Raw genomic sequence first — 15,780 nt, forward strand, 5'->3', positions numbered from 1 at the left:
GGAGGTAAAACATGAAATTTAATAAAATATTAAAGCCTCTCGCTGTATCACTTCCGCTAACCCTTTCGCTTACAGGCTGTAATGCGCCATTAAGCAAAAGACCTGTAAAACTGATAGAAGACAGTTATCGTGTCGCATACGAAATCTTTGTTTCTTCATTTTATGACAGTAACGGAGATGGGATAGGAGATTTGGAAGGAATAAGGAAGAAACTTGACTATATAAATGATGGTAAGGCGGAAAAAGGCAGTTCCCTGCTTGCAAACGAAATCTGGCTCACCCCTGTTTCCCCTTCCCTCTCTTACCATAAATATGATGTTATGGATTATAAAAACATAGACAAGGATTTTGGTACTCTTGAGGATTTTAAAGCTCTTGTGGAAGATTGCCACAAAAGAAATATCAAGGTGCTTTTTGACCTTGTTATGAATCACTCCTCTTCAGACCATCCTTGGTTTTTAGAAGCCGTTAAATACCTCAAAGGGCTTAAGAAGGGTGAAAAACCTGATTTTAATGCCTGTCCTTATGTTAATTATTATAATTTTACAAAAGAACAACAGGATGGCTATGCCCCTGTCGAAGGCACCGACTGGTACTATGAAGCCAGATTCAGCCCCAGAATGCCGGATTTCAACCTCGAAAATGAGGCTGTAAGAAATGAATTTAAGGATATTTTCAAATTCTGGCTGGACATCGGTGTAGACGGATTCAGACTTGATGCTGTTACTTATTATGTAACGGGAAGCATTACCAAAAACACCGAAATACTTGCCTGGCTTAATAAAACAGTTAAAGAAATAAAACCTGATGCCTATATAGTGGGAGAAGCCTGGTCTACGGAAAGCGAATACGGAGCTTACTATGCAAGCGGAGTTGACAGCTTCTTTGACTTTGAATTCTCCGGAAGTGACGGAGTCATAGCAAATATACTTAAAGGAATGAAGCCTGCAGGTAATTTTGCAGAAAGAATGATTAAAGCAGATGAACTTTTTTCCGGAAATAATCCGAACTATATAAATGCACCTTTTTATACAAATCATGACATACCACGTTCGGCCGGATATTACTCAGGCGATCACAGGGTAGACCAGATTAAGCTTGCAGGTGCTATGAACCTGCTTATGACAGGAAATGCCTTTATTTACTATGGAGAAGAACTTGGAATGAAGGGTTCCGGAAGGGACGAGAACAAGAGAGCCCCTATGCAGTGGGCAAAAGACGGCAGTGCAACCGGAATGTGTAAAGGTCCGAAAGATATGGAAGAGTTTGAAATGATGTACGGCACTCTTGAAGAACAGGCCGAGGACAATAATTCCATTTATAATTATTATAAAGACGCTATTAAATTAAGACATAGCTTCCCTGTCATAGCAAGAGGAAAAACCAAGCTTTATGACGGATTTGAAAACCTTGATTCCGATACTGTTTCAGCCTTTACAAGAAATATGGCAGATGACAGCTATGAATCTGTATTGGTTGTCATAAATACTTCTGAAAATAGTATAAGTCTTAAACCGGGTAAAGACTATACCAAACTTGGAAGTTCCCTTGTTACCGGAGAGGAAGAGGTAACAATAAAGGACGGAATGCTTAACATCCCATCCTTCGGTATTGCAATACTTACACATTAATCTTGTTTAATGCCTGCTTAAGTGCATTTCCTAAAATTACGGAAATAACTATTTTTGCCACATCAAAAGGTATAAACGGATATACACAGTAGCCAAGAGCCTGTGTGAAGTTTATGCCTTTTGTGTTTACTGTTGTAAACCAAACAGTTCCAAAAAGGTAGCAAACCATAAGTCCTAAAAGCAAGCCTATTACCTGAAAATAAATCTTTTTAACTCCAAATCTTTCTATAAAAAGCCCGCTTATAAATGCCATGAAAATAAATCCTATAATATAACCGCCGGTAGCCCCGAATAATGCAGCCATGCCGCCTGATGCACCCGCAAATACCGGAAGCCCTACGAAACCTAACAATACATATACAAAGACTGCAAGTGCTCCCTTCTTAGCCCCAAGCACATAAGAACAAAGGCAAACCGCTATTATCTGTAAAGAAATAGGTACAGGTCCGATAGGAATCTGCCAAGGACCGAGCACGCAGCAAACAGCCGCCATTATACCTATAAGAGCTATGTTTTTTACGTCCGGTTTTGATTTAACTGCTACATTTTCATTTGATGACATTTTCTTTCTCCTTTATCTTATACAAAAATACTGCCTGACGGATATAGTAATTACAACTGAATTTCTGTATGGACTTTCGTATAAATACAATATCCGAACCGGGACAGCTATATGTCTGAGGTTCGGATATTATAATACATTAAATTTTGATGATTGTAAACCTTTTTTTGCGTTAAGGTTTACAATATTAAGTATTTTAATGCTGTACAAATTGACATTTAAATGTAAATGGCATTATAATACCGTTTACTATGACTAATATAGTATATATACTCCTATTAATAATTAACATTAATCAATTATTTAACAAAGGAGAAAAAAAGCTAAAATAATCGGGCATGCAAATATAGAATAAGGAGCAGTACTATGAAAACTAACAGGCAGATAAAATACTTAATAGCAGTAGCGGCAGTAATAATCATTATTGCAATTTTAGGCTATATAACTGTTTCAGTAAACAGATCAAACGGTAATCCCGGCAATGATTCTGCCGCTGATACAAAGAGTAATATCTCCGGCAAACAAACAGATGATTTAAATAATCAGGTTGAATCATTTACGCTTGATGATGACTTAAGAACGGCGATAACAGAGCTTGCGGGCTCTGATGAGTATCTTAATAAAAAATCCGTAACATCTGATGAAAAACACTGGAAGGAGCAGTTTATCAGCGACTTTATTCAGAATTCCAGATTATCTTTCTCATATCTTGACAAAATTTCTAAGGAAAATGATGGTATGGTAAGTGTTAAAGAGCTGAATTATATGCAGAGCTCCCTTACCGGAGTTGAGCTGGATTTTTCTGATATTGTGGATAAGGCAGTTGATGCAAACCGGTCTTCCAGCAAGTTAAATCAGGGAACTCTGTCAAATTATGTATATGAGTCTGCAAGTGACGGCATAGACCTTACTGCCATACTTGATATAGAGAGCGAACCCATAGGTCAGGATTTCTGGATAGCAAAAAGAATAGTTACAGTACATTTAATCAAAAATCCCAAAAGCTGTTTTGACGGTTACACCATAACTTCTCTGACTTCAACAGACTTGGGAAACAGTACCGGGGAATATCAAAAAGACATATTAAAAGATGGGCGGATTAAAGCATTTTTACTTGGAAATGATATAAAATCAGCCATAATAAAGCTTGCAACCTCCAACGAATATTTTAACGGAAAAGATATAAAAGTCGGTGAAAAAGCTTGGAAGGAGCAGTTCGTCAGCGATTTTATCCAGAATTCCGGGAAATCTTTCTCATATTTAACCAAAATATCTAAAGAAAATAATGGTATGATAGATGTTAAAGAAATAAATTATATGCAGAAATCCCTTACCGGGGTTGAGCTGGATTTTTCTGATGTTGTAGACAAAACGGTTGATATTAAGCAGGCTTCAGATAATTTAAGCTCCGCAACTTTGTCAGGGTATAAATATGAGCCTGTCGAAAACGGTGCAGTCATTACCGGAATACTTGACACCGGGATAAAAAATGAAGATGAGGGCCCTTGGAGCGGAAGAAGAAAAGTTAAAGTATATTTAGTAAAAAATCCGGAAAGCTGCTTTGATGCTTTTACGATAAGTTCCCTGTCTTCTATTAACATAGAAAATTAAAGTGATATGTGTAATAAGAGCTGTTGCGTTAAAAATGAAATATAATCAGATGTATTTGTTTTCATTTACTGCAGCAGCCCCTTTTTATTACAGGTCTTACAGATATGACTTATTCAAAATCATTAACAAAGTATATCTAAAATGATGTGATTAAACCGTAACCCGAAAGTTACCATATTTTGCAGATATTTGACTAGCATACTACAATTTCATAAACAAATCCGACTTTTCATGCAGATTCTTCTTGTCTTTAACCTTTTCCATACTCTCCACAAAGTCCAGTACCAGCGGTCTGCTGTACTTTCCTGACCAGTGACCTCTTATAGGAGGTTCTCCTCCTACTTTCCCCTCTGAAAAATGCTCCTCAAACTTCTTTACCTTACTCCAAGGACCGATAAAGTAACTTTCTCCGCCGGAAGAAAGCATAAGCAGTCCATATTTTTCAGTCTCTACCAGGCGGTCAAATACTGCCGCCGGTTTGGCTTCAAACATATCTACCACAGTTACGCTGCCAATAAGATAGGACTTCATTACCGCTCTCTCCGCCTGTAACTCCTGTTCCTGTGTAATCCCCTGTGCAGCCCGGTCTTTCCTTCTTATCTCCTTTATTACGAGGCCTATTCCTGCCCTATAAGCTTCGGGAATTTTCTCCATCCCTGCCTCACCTGAGTCATAGACCTTTTGTTTATAATCCTCTAAATCATAATCTGTAATACCGGCATCTTTTAATATACTCTTATACTTGCTTCTTGCACCAAAACCTTTCAGTAAGGCTTCTGCCTCTTCACGCATAGCATAAATTACTCCCCTGCTGTTTGCTCCGATAAGTTTATAAAAAGGCGGTACCTCCTTTTTGATTGCAAGTAATAACTGTTCTATAGGAGACAGAGGTCTGTCTTCTTCATCCCCGTCATGCCACATAGAAGCAATAGAGAGTATGGCCTCAGGCATATTTCCTTTTATGCAAAGGCTGATAACCCGCCTTCCGCTCAGTATTATTTCATTGACTTTTTCTTTAATATCCTCAGGAACTTCTTCCCAAAACGGAGATTCATGCGTTAATTTTACGCTTTCAAATTCTTTCTTTTCTTTTTTCAAAAAATTGCAGATTTCTTCTCCCTCTATATCACTTACACCTACAAGTATGAAGGGATTATTCTTTAATACCTCTCTGATTTTGCCAATATAATCGTCTTTCCTCATAGCCCCTGTTCCTTTCATATTTCAAAACATCATACTTAGATACAATATATCACAAGTAGGTAAAAATTTAAACCCGGTCAAACTTAGCTGATAATTCCTTCACAATCTCACCTGCAATTATAAGCCCCATCACAGAAGGTACAAAGGACACACTTCCGGGAACCACCTCTTCTCCTTCCGCAAATGAAGGTTTTATGGGCTCTTCTTTGGAATAGACCACCTTAAGTCTGTCTACCCCTCTTTTTTTAAGTTCTCTTCTCATAACTCTTGCAAGAGGGCATACATTGGTTTTGTATATGTCAGCCACCTGAAATGCTGTCGGATCTAACTTATTGCCGGCTCCCATAGCTGAAATTATAGGCACTCCTGCATCTTTAGCTTTTAATACAAGCTCTATCTTGCCTGTAACAGTGTCTATGGCATCCACCACATAATCATATTTCTCAAATTCAAAACTATCCGAGGTTTCCGGCAGAAAAAAACATTTGTATTTATTTACAATCAAATCTTTATTTATATCCTTAAGACGTGCTTCAAGGACATCCACCTTATTCATGCCTACCGTGCTGTGAAGAGCTATGAGCTGTCTGTTCAGGTTACTTATATCTACAGTATCCTTGTCTATAATATCAATTATTCCTATACCCGAACGCACAAGCCCTTCGCAGACAAAGCCGCCTACTCCTCCTACACCAAAAACCGCAACCCGTTTTTTGGCTAAATTCTCTACCGACTTTTTTCCTAAAAGTAATTCAGTCCTTGAAAACTGATTTTCTTCCATATACTTCCTTCCTGATTAAAAGCTCTTTTATCTTCCCGTCACCTTATCCCAAAGTGTTCCTTTTATCTGCTCATCCGCATTTACCCCTAAAACTTCCGCTATAATGAAAGCAAATTCCATACTGGTGGCAGGTCCTCTTGAAGTAATTACATTACCGTCTTTTACTACAAGTTCCTCCCTAAACTTACCGCCCTTTATATTCTCGCCTACTCCGGGATAAGCCGTAAATTCTTTCCCCTCAAGCACTCCTGCTCTTTCAAGGGCTATAGGAGCAGCACAGATAGCAGCAACGATTTTTCCTTCATTATTCATTTCTTTAAGAATAGTTATTACCTTGTCATCATCTCTGAGATTGGTAGCCCCGGGAAGTCCACCCGGAAGGATTACGGCATTATATTCCTCTGATTTAATCTCTTCTAAAAGCCTATCCGATTTTATAGTTATGTTATGAGCCCCTGTCACCTCAGAAGTCTTACCTACTATATCACAGGTAATATCAAGCCTTCTAAGCATATCAACTACCGTAAGTCCCTCAACTTCTTCAAATCCGTTCATAAAAATTACTGCTGCTCTCATTGTTCTACCTTCCTTTCTGTAATTGTTAAACTCCGATTATTCACATCAAAACATAAGCTCTATATATATCTTGCAGTCTGCCACAAATTCACCGTCTATGGCAAGTTTATATTCCAGATTTATAAAGATATTTTTCTTTCCTATTTTAACATCCAGCTTTTTTGTGTCAGTAGTTATTATAAACGCTCCAAAAGGTGTCCTATAGCTGCCTTCTGTTTTTATTCCTTCTTCAAAAACAAGAGTACTTGCCGCTTCGCCCGATTTAGTCATTTCAAGCAGCTTCTCTTCAAACTTTAACAAAACCTTATTCTCTTTGCCATCATCAGTTTTTTCGTTGTATTTTACAAAATGCCTGCCATTTATCAGAGAATAGGTGCCGGGGGCGGAAACTTTGATTTCCTCCGCCCCTGAATCTGTTTTCTGATACGATGACAGGCTGACCTTCACATTTTTATTCATCTAACCTTCATATCTCCTAAGTGCCAGGTTTATAAGCTCGTCTATAAGAGCTTTTTTATCAAGTCCCTGTTCTTTCCAAAGCATAGGATACATACTTATCGCTGTAAAGCCCGGAAGGGTATTTATCTCGTTAAATACTATCTCATTTGTATCATTTTCAAGGAAAAAGTCTACTCTTGAAAGCCCGTAACCATCAAGTGCCTTAAATATCTTAACCGCAGCCTCTCTTATCTCCTCAGTTTTACCCTCAGGAAGCTCCGGTGAGAGTACAGTCTTAGACTCTGCATTGTTATACTTGGCATCAAAATCATAGAACTCAGCCGCAGCAAGGATTTCTCCCACACCGCTTGCCTTCACGTCAAAGCCGCCAAGTACCGCACATTCAAGCTCCCTTCCGACTATAGTTTCTTCTACCAGAATTTTCCTGTCATGTTCTGCCGCTAAAAGAAGGGCTTTCTTTAATCCTTCCCTGTCAGCCGCCTTGCTGACTCCCTTTGAAGAACCTGCATTGGAAGGTTTGACAAAATACGGATATGGATAGGCTTTTTCTATTTTATCTATGACCTTGTCCATTTCTTTAAGTTCATCTCTGTAAACCGGCACAAAACGAGCCTGTCTTATACCTGTTGTATCGACTACCTGCTTGGTATACCATTTGTCCATACCTACAGCGGAAGCTATAACTCCACAGCCAACATATGGAATACCTGCCAATTCAAACAGCCCCTGAATAGTACCGTCCTCACCGTAAAGCCCATGTAATACAGGGAATACTGCATCTATTGCAAGCTTTTCCACCGAGCCGTTTTCATTAAAAACAAGTAAAGCCTTGTCCTTTGCATCCGGTGAAATAACAGCCTTTACCTTACTCTCTTTCCAAGAACCATCTTTTAAAGCCTCTGTGTTAGGGGCAAGCAGCCATTCTCCTTCTTTACTTATGACTATAATCTTTACATCATATTTATCTGTATCTATACCTTCAATTACGCTTTCTCCGCTTACAAGCGAAACCTCGTGCTCACTTGAACGTCCTCCGACTATTACTGCCAATCTCTTTTTCATTACTTTTTCTTTTCCTTCCCTGCCTTTATATCAAGACTTACCTGTTCAACCTGATTGGTGATATGCTTTCTGATAGCCCCTCTTGCCTCTGAAGGCGCATTTTCTTCCAGATAACGGATGATATCATTATGCTCTTTAATAAGCCCTTCGTATACACCCTTATTCTTAAGGTATTCTATTCTATATCTGTACATTCTCTCAGACAGGTTGCCCACAAGCTGAATAAGGCGTTTGTTTCCTGTAGCCGAAAAAATGTGATTATGAAATTCCACATCCTTTTCTGCCATCTCAGAAATATTCCCCGACTTGGTCGCCTCTATAAAAGCCCTTGCCGCCTTTTTGATATTAAACATATCTTCTTCGCTTCTTCTTGCGCAGGCAAGTTCAACCGCAAGCTCCTCAAGGGCGCACCTTACCTCAAGTACATCCTGCAAATCTTCTTCTGTAATATCACTTACGGAAGCACCTCTTCTTGGTATTATTTTTGCCAAACCTTCTGTCTCAAGCATATGTATGGCTTCCCTGACCGGAGTTCTGCTTACTCCCAGTTTCTTGGTAAGTTTTACTTCCATCAGCCTTTCACCCGGCTTTAACTCGCCCATAAGTATCTGCCTTCTGAGGGTGCGAAAAACTACATCTCTTAAAGGAAGTTCAGATTCATTTAGCATATATTTATCCATATATCTCCTTTACTGCCCTGTATAACACTTTGCAATTGCTACCAATTCCAAACCTTCTTGCTTTCTAAGGTTATTACAGGCTTTTTTTGCCTGTTCTTCATTTTCAAAAATTCCAAATACTGTAGGACCGCTTCCTGTCATCATAGAAAATACAGCCCCGTTATCAATCAAAAGATTTTTAACAACCTCTATTATTTCATATTTTTTTGCTGTGACTTTTTCCAATACATTTCCTAAAAGCTTTACAATCTCTTTAAGACCGGCACTTCCCAGCGATTTCACAAGTTTTCCTACATCCGGATGATTAACTTTTTTAAGACTGTCAAAGGCTTCATACACTTCTTTGGTTGACACTCCCAAATCAGGCTTTGCTATAACAAGAACGCAATCTGGAAAATCCGGAAGTTTAGTCAGCTTCTCTCCTATACCTTCTGCAAGAGCTATACCACCCTTAATAAGAAATGGTACATCCGCACCAAGTCTCACTCCGAGTTCTTCAAGTTTTTCATTACTGAGTCCAAGTTCAAAAAGTCTGTTCATCCCTCTTAAAGCGGCTGCTCCGTCACTGCTTCCGCCACCCATACCGGCAGCTATGGGAAGATGCTTTTCTATATGGACACTTACTCCTGTATTTAACCCATACTCTTCTTTGACAAGCTTAACTGCTTTATAAACTATATTAGTTTCATCTAACGGCAAAGTATTCACATTGGCAGTCAGCCTGATTTCACCGTCACCTTTAAGTTTATTTAGCGAAATTACATCATATAAATCGACAGTCTGCATAACCATGCTTACATCATGATATCCGTTTTCTCTTCGCCCTATTACATCCAGGCTCAGATTTATTTTACCGTAAGCTCTTTCTTCAACTCTGTCCATAACCCTCTTTCTATAATATTTCCCGGTAAACAAAAGGCACTCCAAACCGAGTGCCCTTTCATCAGGTGCACATTATCTTTATTTTTTAAATATGCCCTTTACCCTATCCAATAATTTTTTCTTCTCAGGAGCCTTATCAAGCCCTGCCCTTAGTCCCTTAACTCCTGTTATATAAATACCCGAAACCATAGCCTTAACTTCTTTCTTAACAGGTATGGTATTAAATACCTTAGGATCGCACATAAGGCTCATAACCTTAGGTCCAACCTTCGCCTTTACAACAGGTACTTTGGAAAGTTTAGAAAGCTTTGGCGCCTGATCCACAACTATCTGCGGAAAACCGGCTTCTGTAATCTTCATCATCTTTTTATCTATGACAAGCAGAGAAACCGCCTGTTCCATTTCTCTCATCTGCTCATTTGCTATTTCCTGCTTTTCCTGAAGCTTCTTGGCATATCTCGACAAAAAATACAAAACCACCAGTAAAGCAATTATTATAACCGCCACTATTATAGCCGGTATATATGCTGACATATAAACAACCTCCCAAACCTTCTTTTAATACTTTAACCTAAATTAGCATTTAATAATTATACACAATCTTTAGTATTATACCACAAAAGAATTTCAAATACAAACATTTTAGAGAAGTCTGCTTATAAAAAGTAACCCCTAAAAACAGTGAAGATTGTGCAAAAAACACAAAACTTTTAAACATAATAATATCCGGAGACAAAATTAAGATTTCATCTCCGGAAAATAGTTTTTTAGAAGAAAGATTTACTCTTTTACTTAAATTTTTTCTCTTTACTCTTGTAAGCATCCCTTATACTATCAGCCTTTTCATCCTTTAATTTCTTTATTATCGGTTTTAAGTCCTTAAATGCTTTCTTTCCTCCATGTACAGCTATCACATCAATGGCACAACAACGTGCCAGATAATCTGCATTTTTATCTTTAACAATATCTGTCATAACCTCAACAATCTCTTTTGGCTTATAGTACTTTGCCTTTTTCTTCCAAGCGTCAAACTTATCCTCATTGACTTTATCCAAGTGCGAAACCGCTATCCAGTATGGAACATCCTTTGTTCTTGGTTTCTTTTTGTAATAATCCATGCTAATCTTATAAGCTTCTTTATTGTATTTTTCATGTGATGGATAGTTTAACCACATATATATTACAGAATCCATACAAGAACCATGTAATTCATATTTTTTATCATCATTAAGAGCTTCCTTGAGTGCCTCTAGAATACGCTTATCAGTCATATTATTACAATTTCTATACGCCGCATCCGCAACCTTAATATCCTCATCCTTCATAAGCTCCAGTTCTGCTTCTACCGCGCCTTCCATTTTGTCATTCCAATAGCTACCAATCCAACTTGCAGCGGTCTCTCTGATACGTGGATCCTCATGTTTTGCAGATGCAATCAGGAATGCTCCAACCTCAGGATCATTGCCGCTGTTACCCAGAATTGCTATTGCTTCCTTTATTACTGCAGGTTCTGTCTCGGTTTTAACCAGTTCCTTTACCATTTCCTTGTGTTCATCACTCAAACCAAAGAATGAGAACATATGCTCCATAGCTCTTACCCTAAGCTGTGGATATTTACTTTTTAAAAGTGTTTCAATATTCTTTTCACTAAACTCGTATTTTACTCCCTTATCATTTAAGAGATCAAATGCTTTATACGATATACAGTAAGGCAGATTAAGAAATTTATCAAACTCCACATATCTGAAAGTAGAATCCAACCACAAAACCTCTTCTTCAGTAAGACTTTCTTTATTAATTAAGTCCTTAACTAAATCATCTTCGGTCATATTGGCATAATCAAGCTCTTCGGAAGCATCCCCTTTAACTTCTGTATTGCTTGCTGTTGAAGTTGTACTGCCTGTATTACCTGTTGTGTTACTTGCTATAGTGCTTGTAGCAGAATTTGTACTGCCCGTGTTATTCTCTGTTTTATTTGAATCCCCTGTAGAACCTGTCTTCTTATCTTCCTTACTCTCATTTGTTATTTGTTTTTGTTCGCTCGTCTGCTTCTGTCCGCTTCCTGCATTCCCCTTATTTCCGCAGGCAGACGTACCTACAGAAGCCACAAACATTGCCAGAATAATACCGGCAATATATATTCTTCTGTTCTTCATATCTTCTACCTCACCTTATTATTTCTTTTGTGTCACAATAAACGGTGACAGCATCTCTCCAAGTCTAGGAAGGGACATAGTCTGGATATATGCCTTTCCCGGACCTGTTACAACTGTATCTATAAGTCCCTCACCACCAAACAATTTATTCTTCAAACCTTTTACTACACGCACATCCATCTTACAGGTTTCATCCATAAGAGCAACTACACCTGTATCGCACACCAGCTCCTCACCTGAGGCAAGATCATATTCCTTAACATAACCATCCAGTTCAAGGAATACCGTACCGGGACCTGTAACCTTCTGCATAATGAAACCTTCTCCGCCAAATAGTCCTGATCCCAACTTCTTTTGGAAATGAATTGAGAGCTCTACTTCAGAAGTAGCACAAAGAAAGGCTGACTTCTGGCAAATAATGCTCTGTCCCGGTCCAAGTTCCTTTACAACTATACTTCCCGCAAATGATGATGCAAAGCCAATCTCTGCCGGACCGTTTGCGGTATAATAACTCATAAAGAGACTTTCGCCGGAGAACATACGTCCTATACTTTTACCCAGTCCACCCGGAGCCTTTGTTTCCGTAGTCACATTTCCCTTTGCCCAGGTACGTCCTCCAACCTCACTTATAATAGTCTCACCGGATTCAAGACTGAGAACAGCCGCAGGTAAACTTCCTCCTTCAATCTCATAACGCATAAAAATTTCCTCCTTTTTTATTTTTTTAAATCTTAGCGTCTTCAATGAAATAATAAGTCTTTTTTATCAAAAATAATATTACCCCGCAGATAGTTTTTAAATAAAAAGGTCAAAATAAACAGCATATTATTCACCAGATAATATGCTGTTTTCACAAAAAACGCGCCACGTTATTGTGCATATTGCACAATAACGTGGCAGCGAAAGATTTTAATACTATCTCATTTTTACTTTAGACATGTTCATCTGTTTCTCTTTCCAATTCCGCTATACGTCCGCAGCGTTTCAACAAATCGGTATAAAGCCTTAGTTCATCATTGGACTTTACATTTAGTTTTTCATAAATACTTCGATTATGCTTTCTTACGGTATTCATGCTTATGCAGGCAAGATCCGGTACATCAGCAATCTCATATCCGGCGATATAATACTCTAAAATATTATATTCAGAATTCGTAAGTTTCCCGGCATTTTCAATGAAATTGTTAAACAGCTCTTCTATTTCCGGCGGAAGCGCAGACTCTATCTTATTTCCGCTCTGATACTCCTTATTTTTAAGTTCTAAAAATTCCGCAAGTGCATCTATCTCTGAAATTCCGGAAATCTTATGTACTTGTCCCGCATCTTCATTTTTTAAATCCTCAAGCCCCTTTACTATCGGTTTTACAAAATGATGTGACAAAACAAATGCAGCTATAAGCATTACCGGTATAAATATAAGTACAGCTACGATAATTTTCAATCTCTGTCTGGCTATCTGTTCATTATAGTCATTAAAAGAAAGGAATACTGCAATTGCCCATTCTCTTCCCTTCTCATCCTTTGCTCCTTCTATAATCCTGTGCATTCCAAGATAGTTACACACACCGCTCTTATAGACATTAAAATCATTTCCGGGTTCAACATCAAATGTTTCAACTCCATTTAAATAAGCAACTCCCTGTTGTCCTATAAGACCGTCTGACAAGTTCAGCTTATTATCCGCTACCGGTACAAGCGCAGTAATTATTTCACCATAACCGCTCTCTACCGCAGGATACCTGAGACCAAATAAAAGGTTACTTATTTCAAGTCCGCAAAGCCCATAATTCCCTCCACTGTTACCTCTGATAGGTACACTTAAGAATATACCGTTTTCCCAAGTTCCCGGCACAGTATGTCTATCAATCCAAAGATAGTTTTCTTCCTTATTTTTAGAAACAATCTGAGACTTATACCACTCCATCTGATTCTTATTAAACTCCATATTCCAGCGGTTATGAAGCTGAATATGGTTCTGCATGGCAACTTCCGGATCTCCTCTAAATAAAAATATGTCATTCTCCGGTGCATTACCGCTGCTTATATTTGCTACTCGAAGATATACTCCGCTGCGTGAATCCTCAGCTCCCGGAGCATTTTTATTTACAGTAGTATCAAAGACTGCAAAAACACCGGTTACACGGGTAATATTTAAGGTATTTTCGATTAAGGGATAAATATTTAGCTGCATTTTCTTAATTGCATCTGCATTATTCTCAAGTTCTTCTATATTGTACGGATAGGAAAGCGTATCATTTTCCAGGGCAAATTTTAAACGCTCTGACAACCTAATGGCATTTCCGACTTGAAAGTCCATAAGCTCTCTCACATCTTTTTCACTGTTTTTCAGCTGTAAAGTAAGATTCTGTTGAATTCTTCGCCTTCCTTCCTTAAAAACTCCTACAGCCATCAATATTACTAAAAAAGTGCAAATGCCCGCAACAACCAAGAGGCACATGTAAAACAGGAGTTTTCTGCGCATTGACCGGCTCTGCGCTTTTATCCCTTTTAGCAACTGTTTTACTGATAATATTTTACTCATATCGGTTCTCCCCCGATCTGCTTTTCTTTACTTCTCTCATCTTTAATCTTACTTCATAATATTCACCAGGTTGTTGTATGCCTCTTCTATATAGTTTTCCTTCTCCTGCTGTTTCTCCGTTTCTGAAAGTTTTCCTCCCTCTTTTTTCTTTTTCAAAACAGCGTCATACTCCTGTTTTGCTCTGGATAGCTCCAAACGCACATTTTTCTCAAAACGCATCTCAAGGTCAAGATAGTTTGCCAGCTTTGGTGCAGTATAAAACCGGTATTCTGCCTGAGTTTTATCTATTGCCTCATAAAGGCTTCTGTATTTTGAACTTTCAAGTCTTTTTACATACTCCGGAAGTATCTTAAAGGCATCTTTTGTTACAGGCATATACCCCGTTTTGGTTACAAATTCCACATTATTTTCCGGTTCCGTAAGCCATTTTATAAAATCGGCTGCAGCCTTTTCTCTTTCCTCGGTAGATTTTGTAATACAGAAACCTGCTCCCCTTTGCATAACAAGTTTCTCTCCGCCTTCAAATATAGGTGCAGGATGAGCCGCTACCTCAATCGGTTCCGATACATTATTCTCATAGGTAACAACATCTTCATAATATAGTACACTGGCAGAAGATGCCATACTCACAATAGCTCCTCCCGTGCGCAAAGGCTCCGTAGCATAACCTTCTCTAAGCCATATTCCACCTGAAATAGCCGCATCCGCATAAGGACGCCAAACCCTCTTAAACTGAGGTCCGAAGGTAAGGCTTCCCTTATTATCATTTTCTGCAAAGAATTTTTCTCCCAAAGATTCACAGCCTACCTGAAAATAGTTAAAATGGTAGTCATGTACAAAAAAATTCTTTCCGTCATTTTTTATATCCGGCGTCTTCGCGTCTGTCCACTCATTATACTGCTTAGCCATTTTAAAAAGTCCTTCCCAGGTGGAAAGATCCTTTTCATCCGCTCCTGTTTCAGCGGCAAATCGGTCAAAGAGAGTTTTATTTACAAACATAATCTCTGTGGATTTTGCAACCGGAAATACCAAAAGCTTATCACCTATCATTCCTTCTTCAATAAATTCCGGAAAATATTTAGACAATTCGTCTTCTGTAAAATATTTTTTATAATCTACCAAAATACTTGGATCAGGTAAAGAAAGTACAGTCTTGGGATAGGAAACGAAAATATCCGGAAGTTCTGCCGCTCCCGGCTCATTCTTCCCGGCAGCAAGTACGGCTTCATGTATGGTATTGGTATTGGATACACTTGTAACCTGTACATAGATACCTTCTTCCTTGCCATAAGTATCATTAAACCGGTCGATAATTTTGTTTAAAGGAGAATCTACCTGACCTCCGTACACATGCCAAAGCGTCAGAACTACCGGTTCGCTTTTTTTGGCAGAACCTTGACAGCCTGATACGGTAAACGAAAGTATAAGAATCGATACTGCAACAATTAAAAATCTTTCCCTTATTTTTCCCTGTTTTCTTCCCATACCTTCACTCCCTTGTATAATTTACAATTTTTTACTCTTTTTATACATTATAACAAATTCATGCATTAATTTAAATGCAAAATGTCCAAAAAAATAACCCCCATTACTGAGGGTTATATTATATGTCGGGGCTTATTTTTTGTAATGGCT

15 protein-coding genes are annotated in these 15,780 nt (G+C 38.4%); 2 read left to right on the plus strand and 13 right to left on the minus strand.

Annotated elements, in window-relative coordinates; all coding sequences use genetic code 11:
* Positions 1-11 precede the first annotated feature (11 nt).
* Complete coding sequence (locus tag GCWU000282_RS09110; RefSeq protein ID WP_023354806.1) at positions 12-1,631, plus strand: alpha-amylase family glycosyl hydrolase; 1,620 nt, start codon at positions 12-14, stop codon at positions 1,629-1,631.
* On the opposite strand, the gene GCWU000282_RS09115 is transcribed toward GCWU000282_RS09110, so the two are convergent.
* On the minus strand, positions 1,621-2,193 hold the full coding sequence (locus GCWU000282_RS09115; RefSeq protein ID WP_023354807.1) for a biotin transporter BioY: 573 nt from the start codon (positions 2,191-2,193) through the stop codon (positions 1,621-1,623). The genes GCWU000282_RS09110 and GCWU000282_RS09115 overlap by 11 nt on opposite strands.
* Positions 2,194-2,559: 366 nt before the next feature.
* On the opposite strand from GCWU000282_RS09115, the gene GCWU000282_RS09120 reads away from it, so the two are divergent.
* Positions 2,560-3,804: a hypothetical protein gene (locus GCWU000282_RS09120; RefSeq protein WP_023354808.1), complete on the plus strand. Its 1,245-nt coding sequence runs from the start codon at positions 2,560-2,562 to the stop codon at positions 3,802-3,804.
* A 201-nt stretch (positions 3,805-4,005) separates the two neighbouring features.
* Here GCWU000282_RS09120 and GCWU000282_RS09125 read toward each other — a convergent pair whose 3' ends face one another.
* From GCWU000282_RS09125 to GCWU000282_RS09185, 12 genes are all read right to left on the minus strand, one after another.
* On the minus strand, positions 4,006-5,007 hold the full coding sequence (locus tag GCWU000282_RS09125; RefSeq protein WP_035040147.1) for a hypothetical protein: 1,002 nt from the start codon (positions 5,005-5,007) through the stop codon (positions 4,006-4,008).
* Between the two features lie 67 nt (positions 5,008-5,074).
* Positions 5,075-5,788, minus strand: a complete 714-nt coding sequence (locus GCWU000282_RS09130) for a tRNA threonylcarbamoyladenosine dehydratase (protein WP_023354810.1) — start codon at positions 5,786-5,788, stop codon at positions 5,075-5,077.
* Between the two features lie 27 nt (positions 5,789-5,815).
* Complete coding sequence (locus GCWU000282_RS09135; RefSeq protein ID WP_023354811.1) at positions 5,816-6,364, minus strand: DJ-1 family glyoxalase III; 549 nt, start codon at positions 6,362-6,364, stop codon at positions 5,816-5,818.
* 45 nt (positions 6,365-6,409) lie between these two features.
* A complete protein-coding gene (locus GCWU000282_RS09140; protein WP_023354812.1) occupies positions 6,410-6,823 on the minus strand; it encodes a DUF1934 domain-containing protein in 414 nt (137 codons plus the stop codon).
* Entirely contained in the window at positions 6,824-7,885 is a 1,062-nt protein-coding gene (locus GCWU000282_RS09145) for a D-alanine--D-alanine ligase family protein (protein WP_023354813.1), read from the minus strand.
* Positions 7,885-8,565 carry a GntR family transcriptional regulator gene (locus GCWU000282_RS09150; protein WP_023354814.1) on the minus strand — a complete coding sequence of 227 codons (681 nt, stop codon included), beginning with the start codon at positions 8,563-8,565 and terminating at the stop codon, positions 7,885-7,887. The genes GCWU000282_RS09145 and GCWU000282_RS09150 overlap by 1 nt, the downstream gene beginning before the upstream one ends.
* Before the next feature lie 9 nt (positions 8,566-8,574).
* Complete coding sequence (ispE, locus tag GCWU000282_RS09155) at positions 8,575-9,447, minus strand: 4-(cytidine 5'-diphospho)-2-C-methyl-D-erythritol kinase (protein ID WP_023354815.1); 873 nt, start codon at positions 9,445-9,447, stop codon at positions 8,575-8,577.
* Between the two features lie 78 nt (positions 9,448-9,525).
* Entirely contained in the window at positions 9,526-9,981 is a 456-nt protein-coding gene (locus GCWU000282_RS09160) for a hypothetical protein (RefSeq protein ID WP_023354816.1), read from the minus strand.
* A gap of 254 nt (positions 9,982-10,235) precedes the next feature.
* Entirely contained in the window at positions 10,236-11,603 is a 1,368-nt protein-coding gene (locus GCWU000282_RS09170) for a HEAT repeat domain-containing protein (protein ID WP_023354818.1), read from the minus strand.
* Positions 11,604-11,621: 18 nt separating this feature from the next.
* Complete coding sequence (locus GCWU000282_RS09175) at positions 11,622-12,302, minus strand: TIGR00266 family protein (protein WP_035040153.1); 681 nt, start codon at positions 12,300-12,302, stop codon at positions 11,622-11,624.
* A gap of 232 nt (positions 12,303-12,534) precedes the next feature.
* On the minus strand, positions 12,535-14,145 hold the full coding sequence (locus GCWU000282_RS09180; protein WP_023354820.1) for a helix-turn-helix transcriptional regulator: 1,611 nt from the start codon (positions 14,143-14,145) through the stop codon (positions 12,535-12,537).
* Positions 14,146-14,193: 48 nt separating this feature from the next.
* On the minus strand, positions 14,194-15,630 hold the full coding sequence (locus GCWU000282_RS09185; protein ID WP_023354821.1) for an extracellular solute-binding protein: 1,437 nt from the start codon (positions 15,628-15,630) through the stop codon (positions 14,194-14,196).
* Positions 15,631-15,780: the final 150 nt, after the last annotated feature.

Origin of the sequence: Catonella morbi ATCC 51271, assembly GCF_000160035.2 — a bacterium.
Taxonomy (GTDB): domain Bacteria; phylum Bacillota; class Clostridia; order Lachnospirales; family Lachnospiraceae; genus Catonella; species Catonella morbi.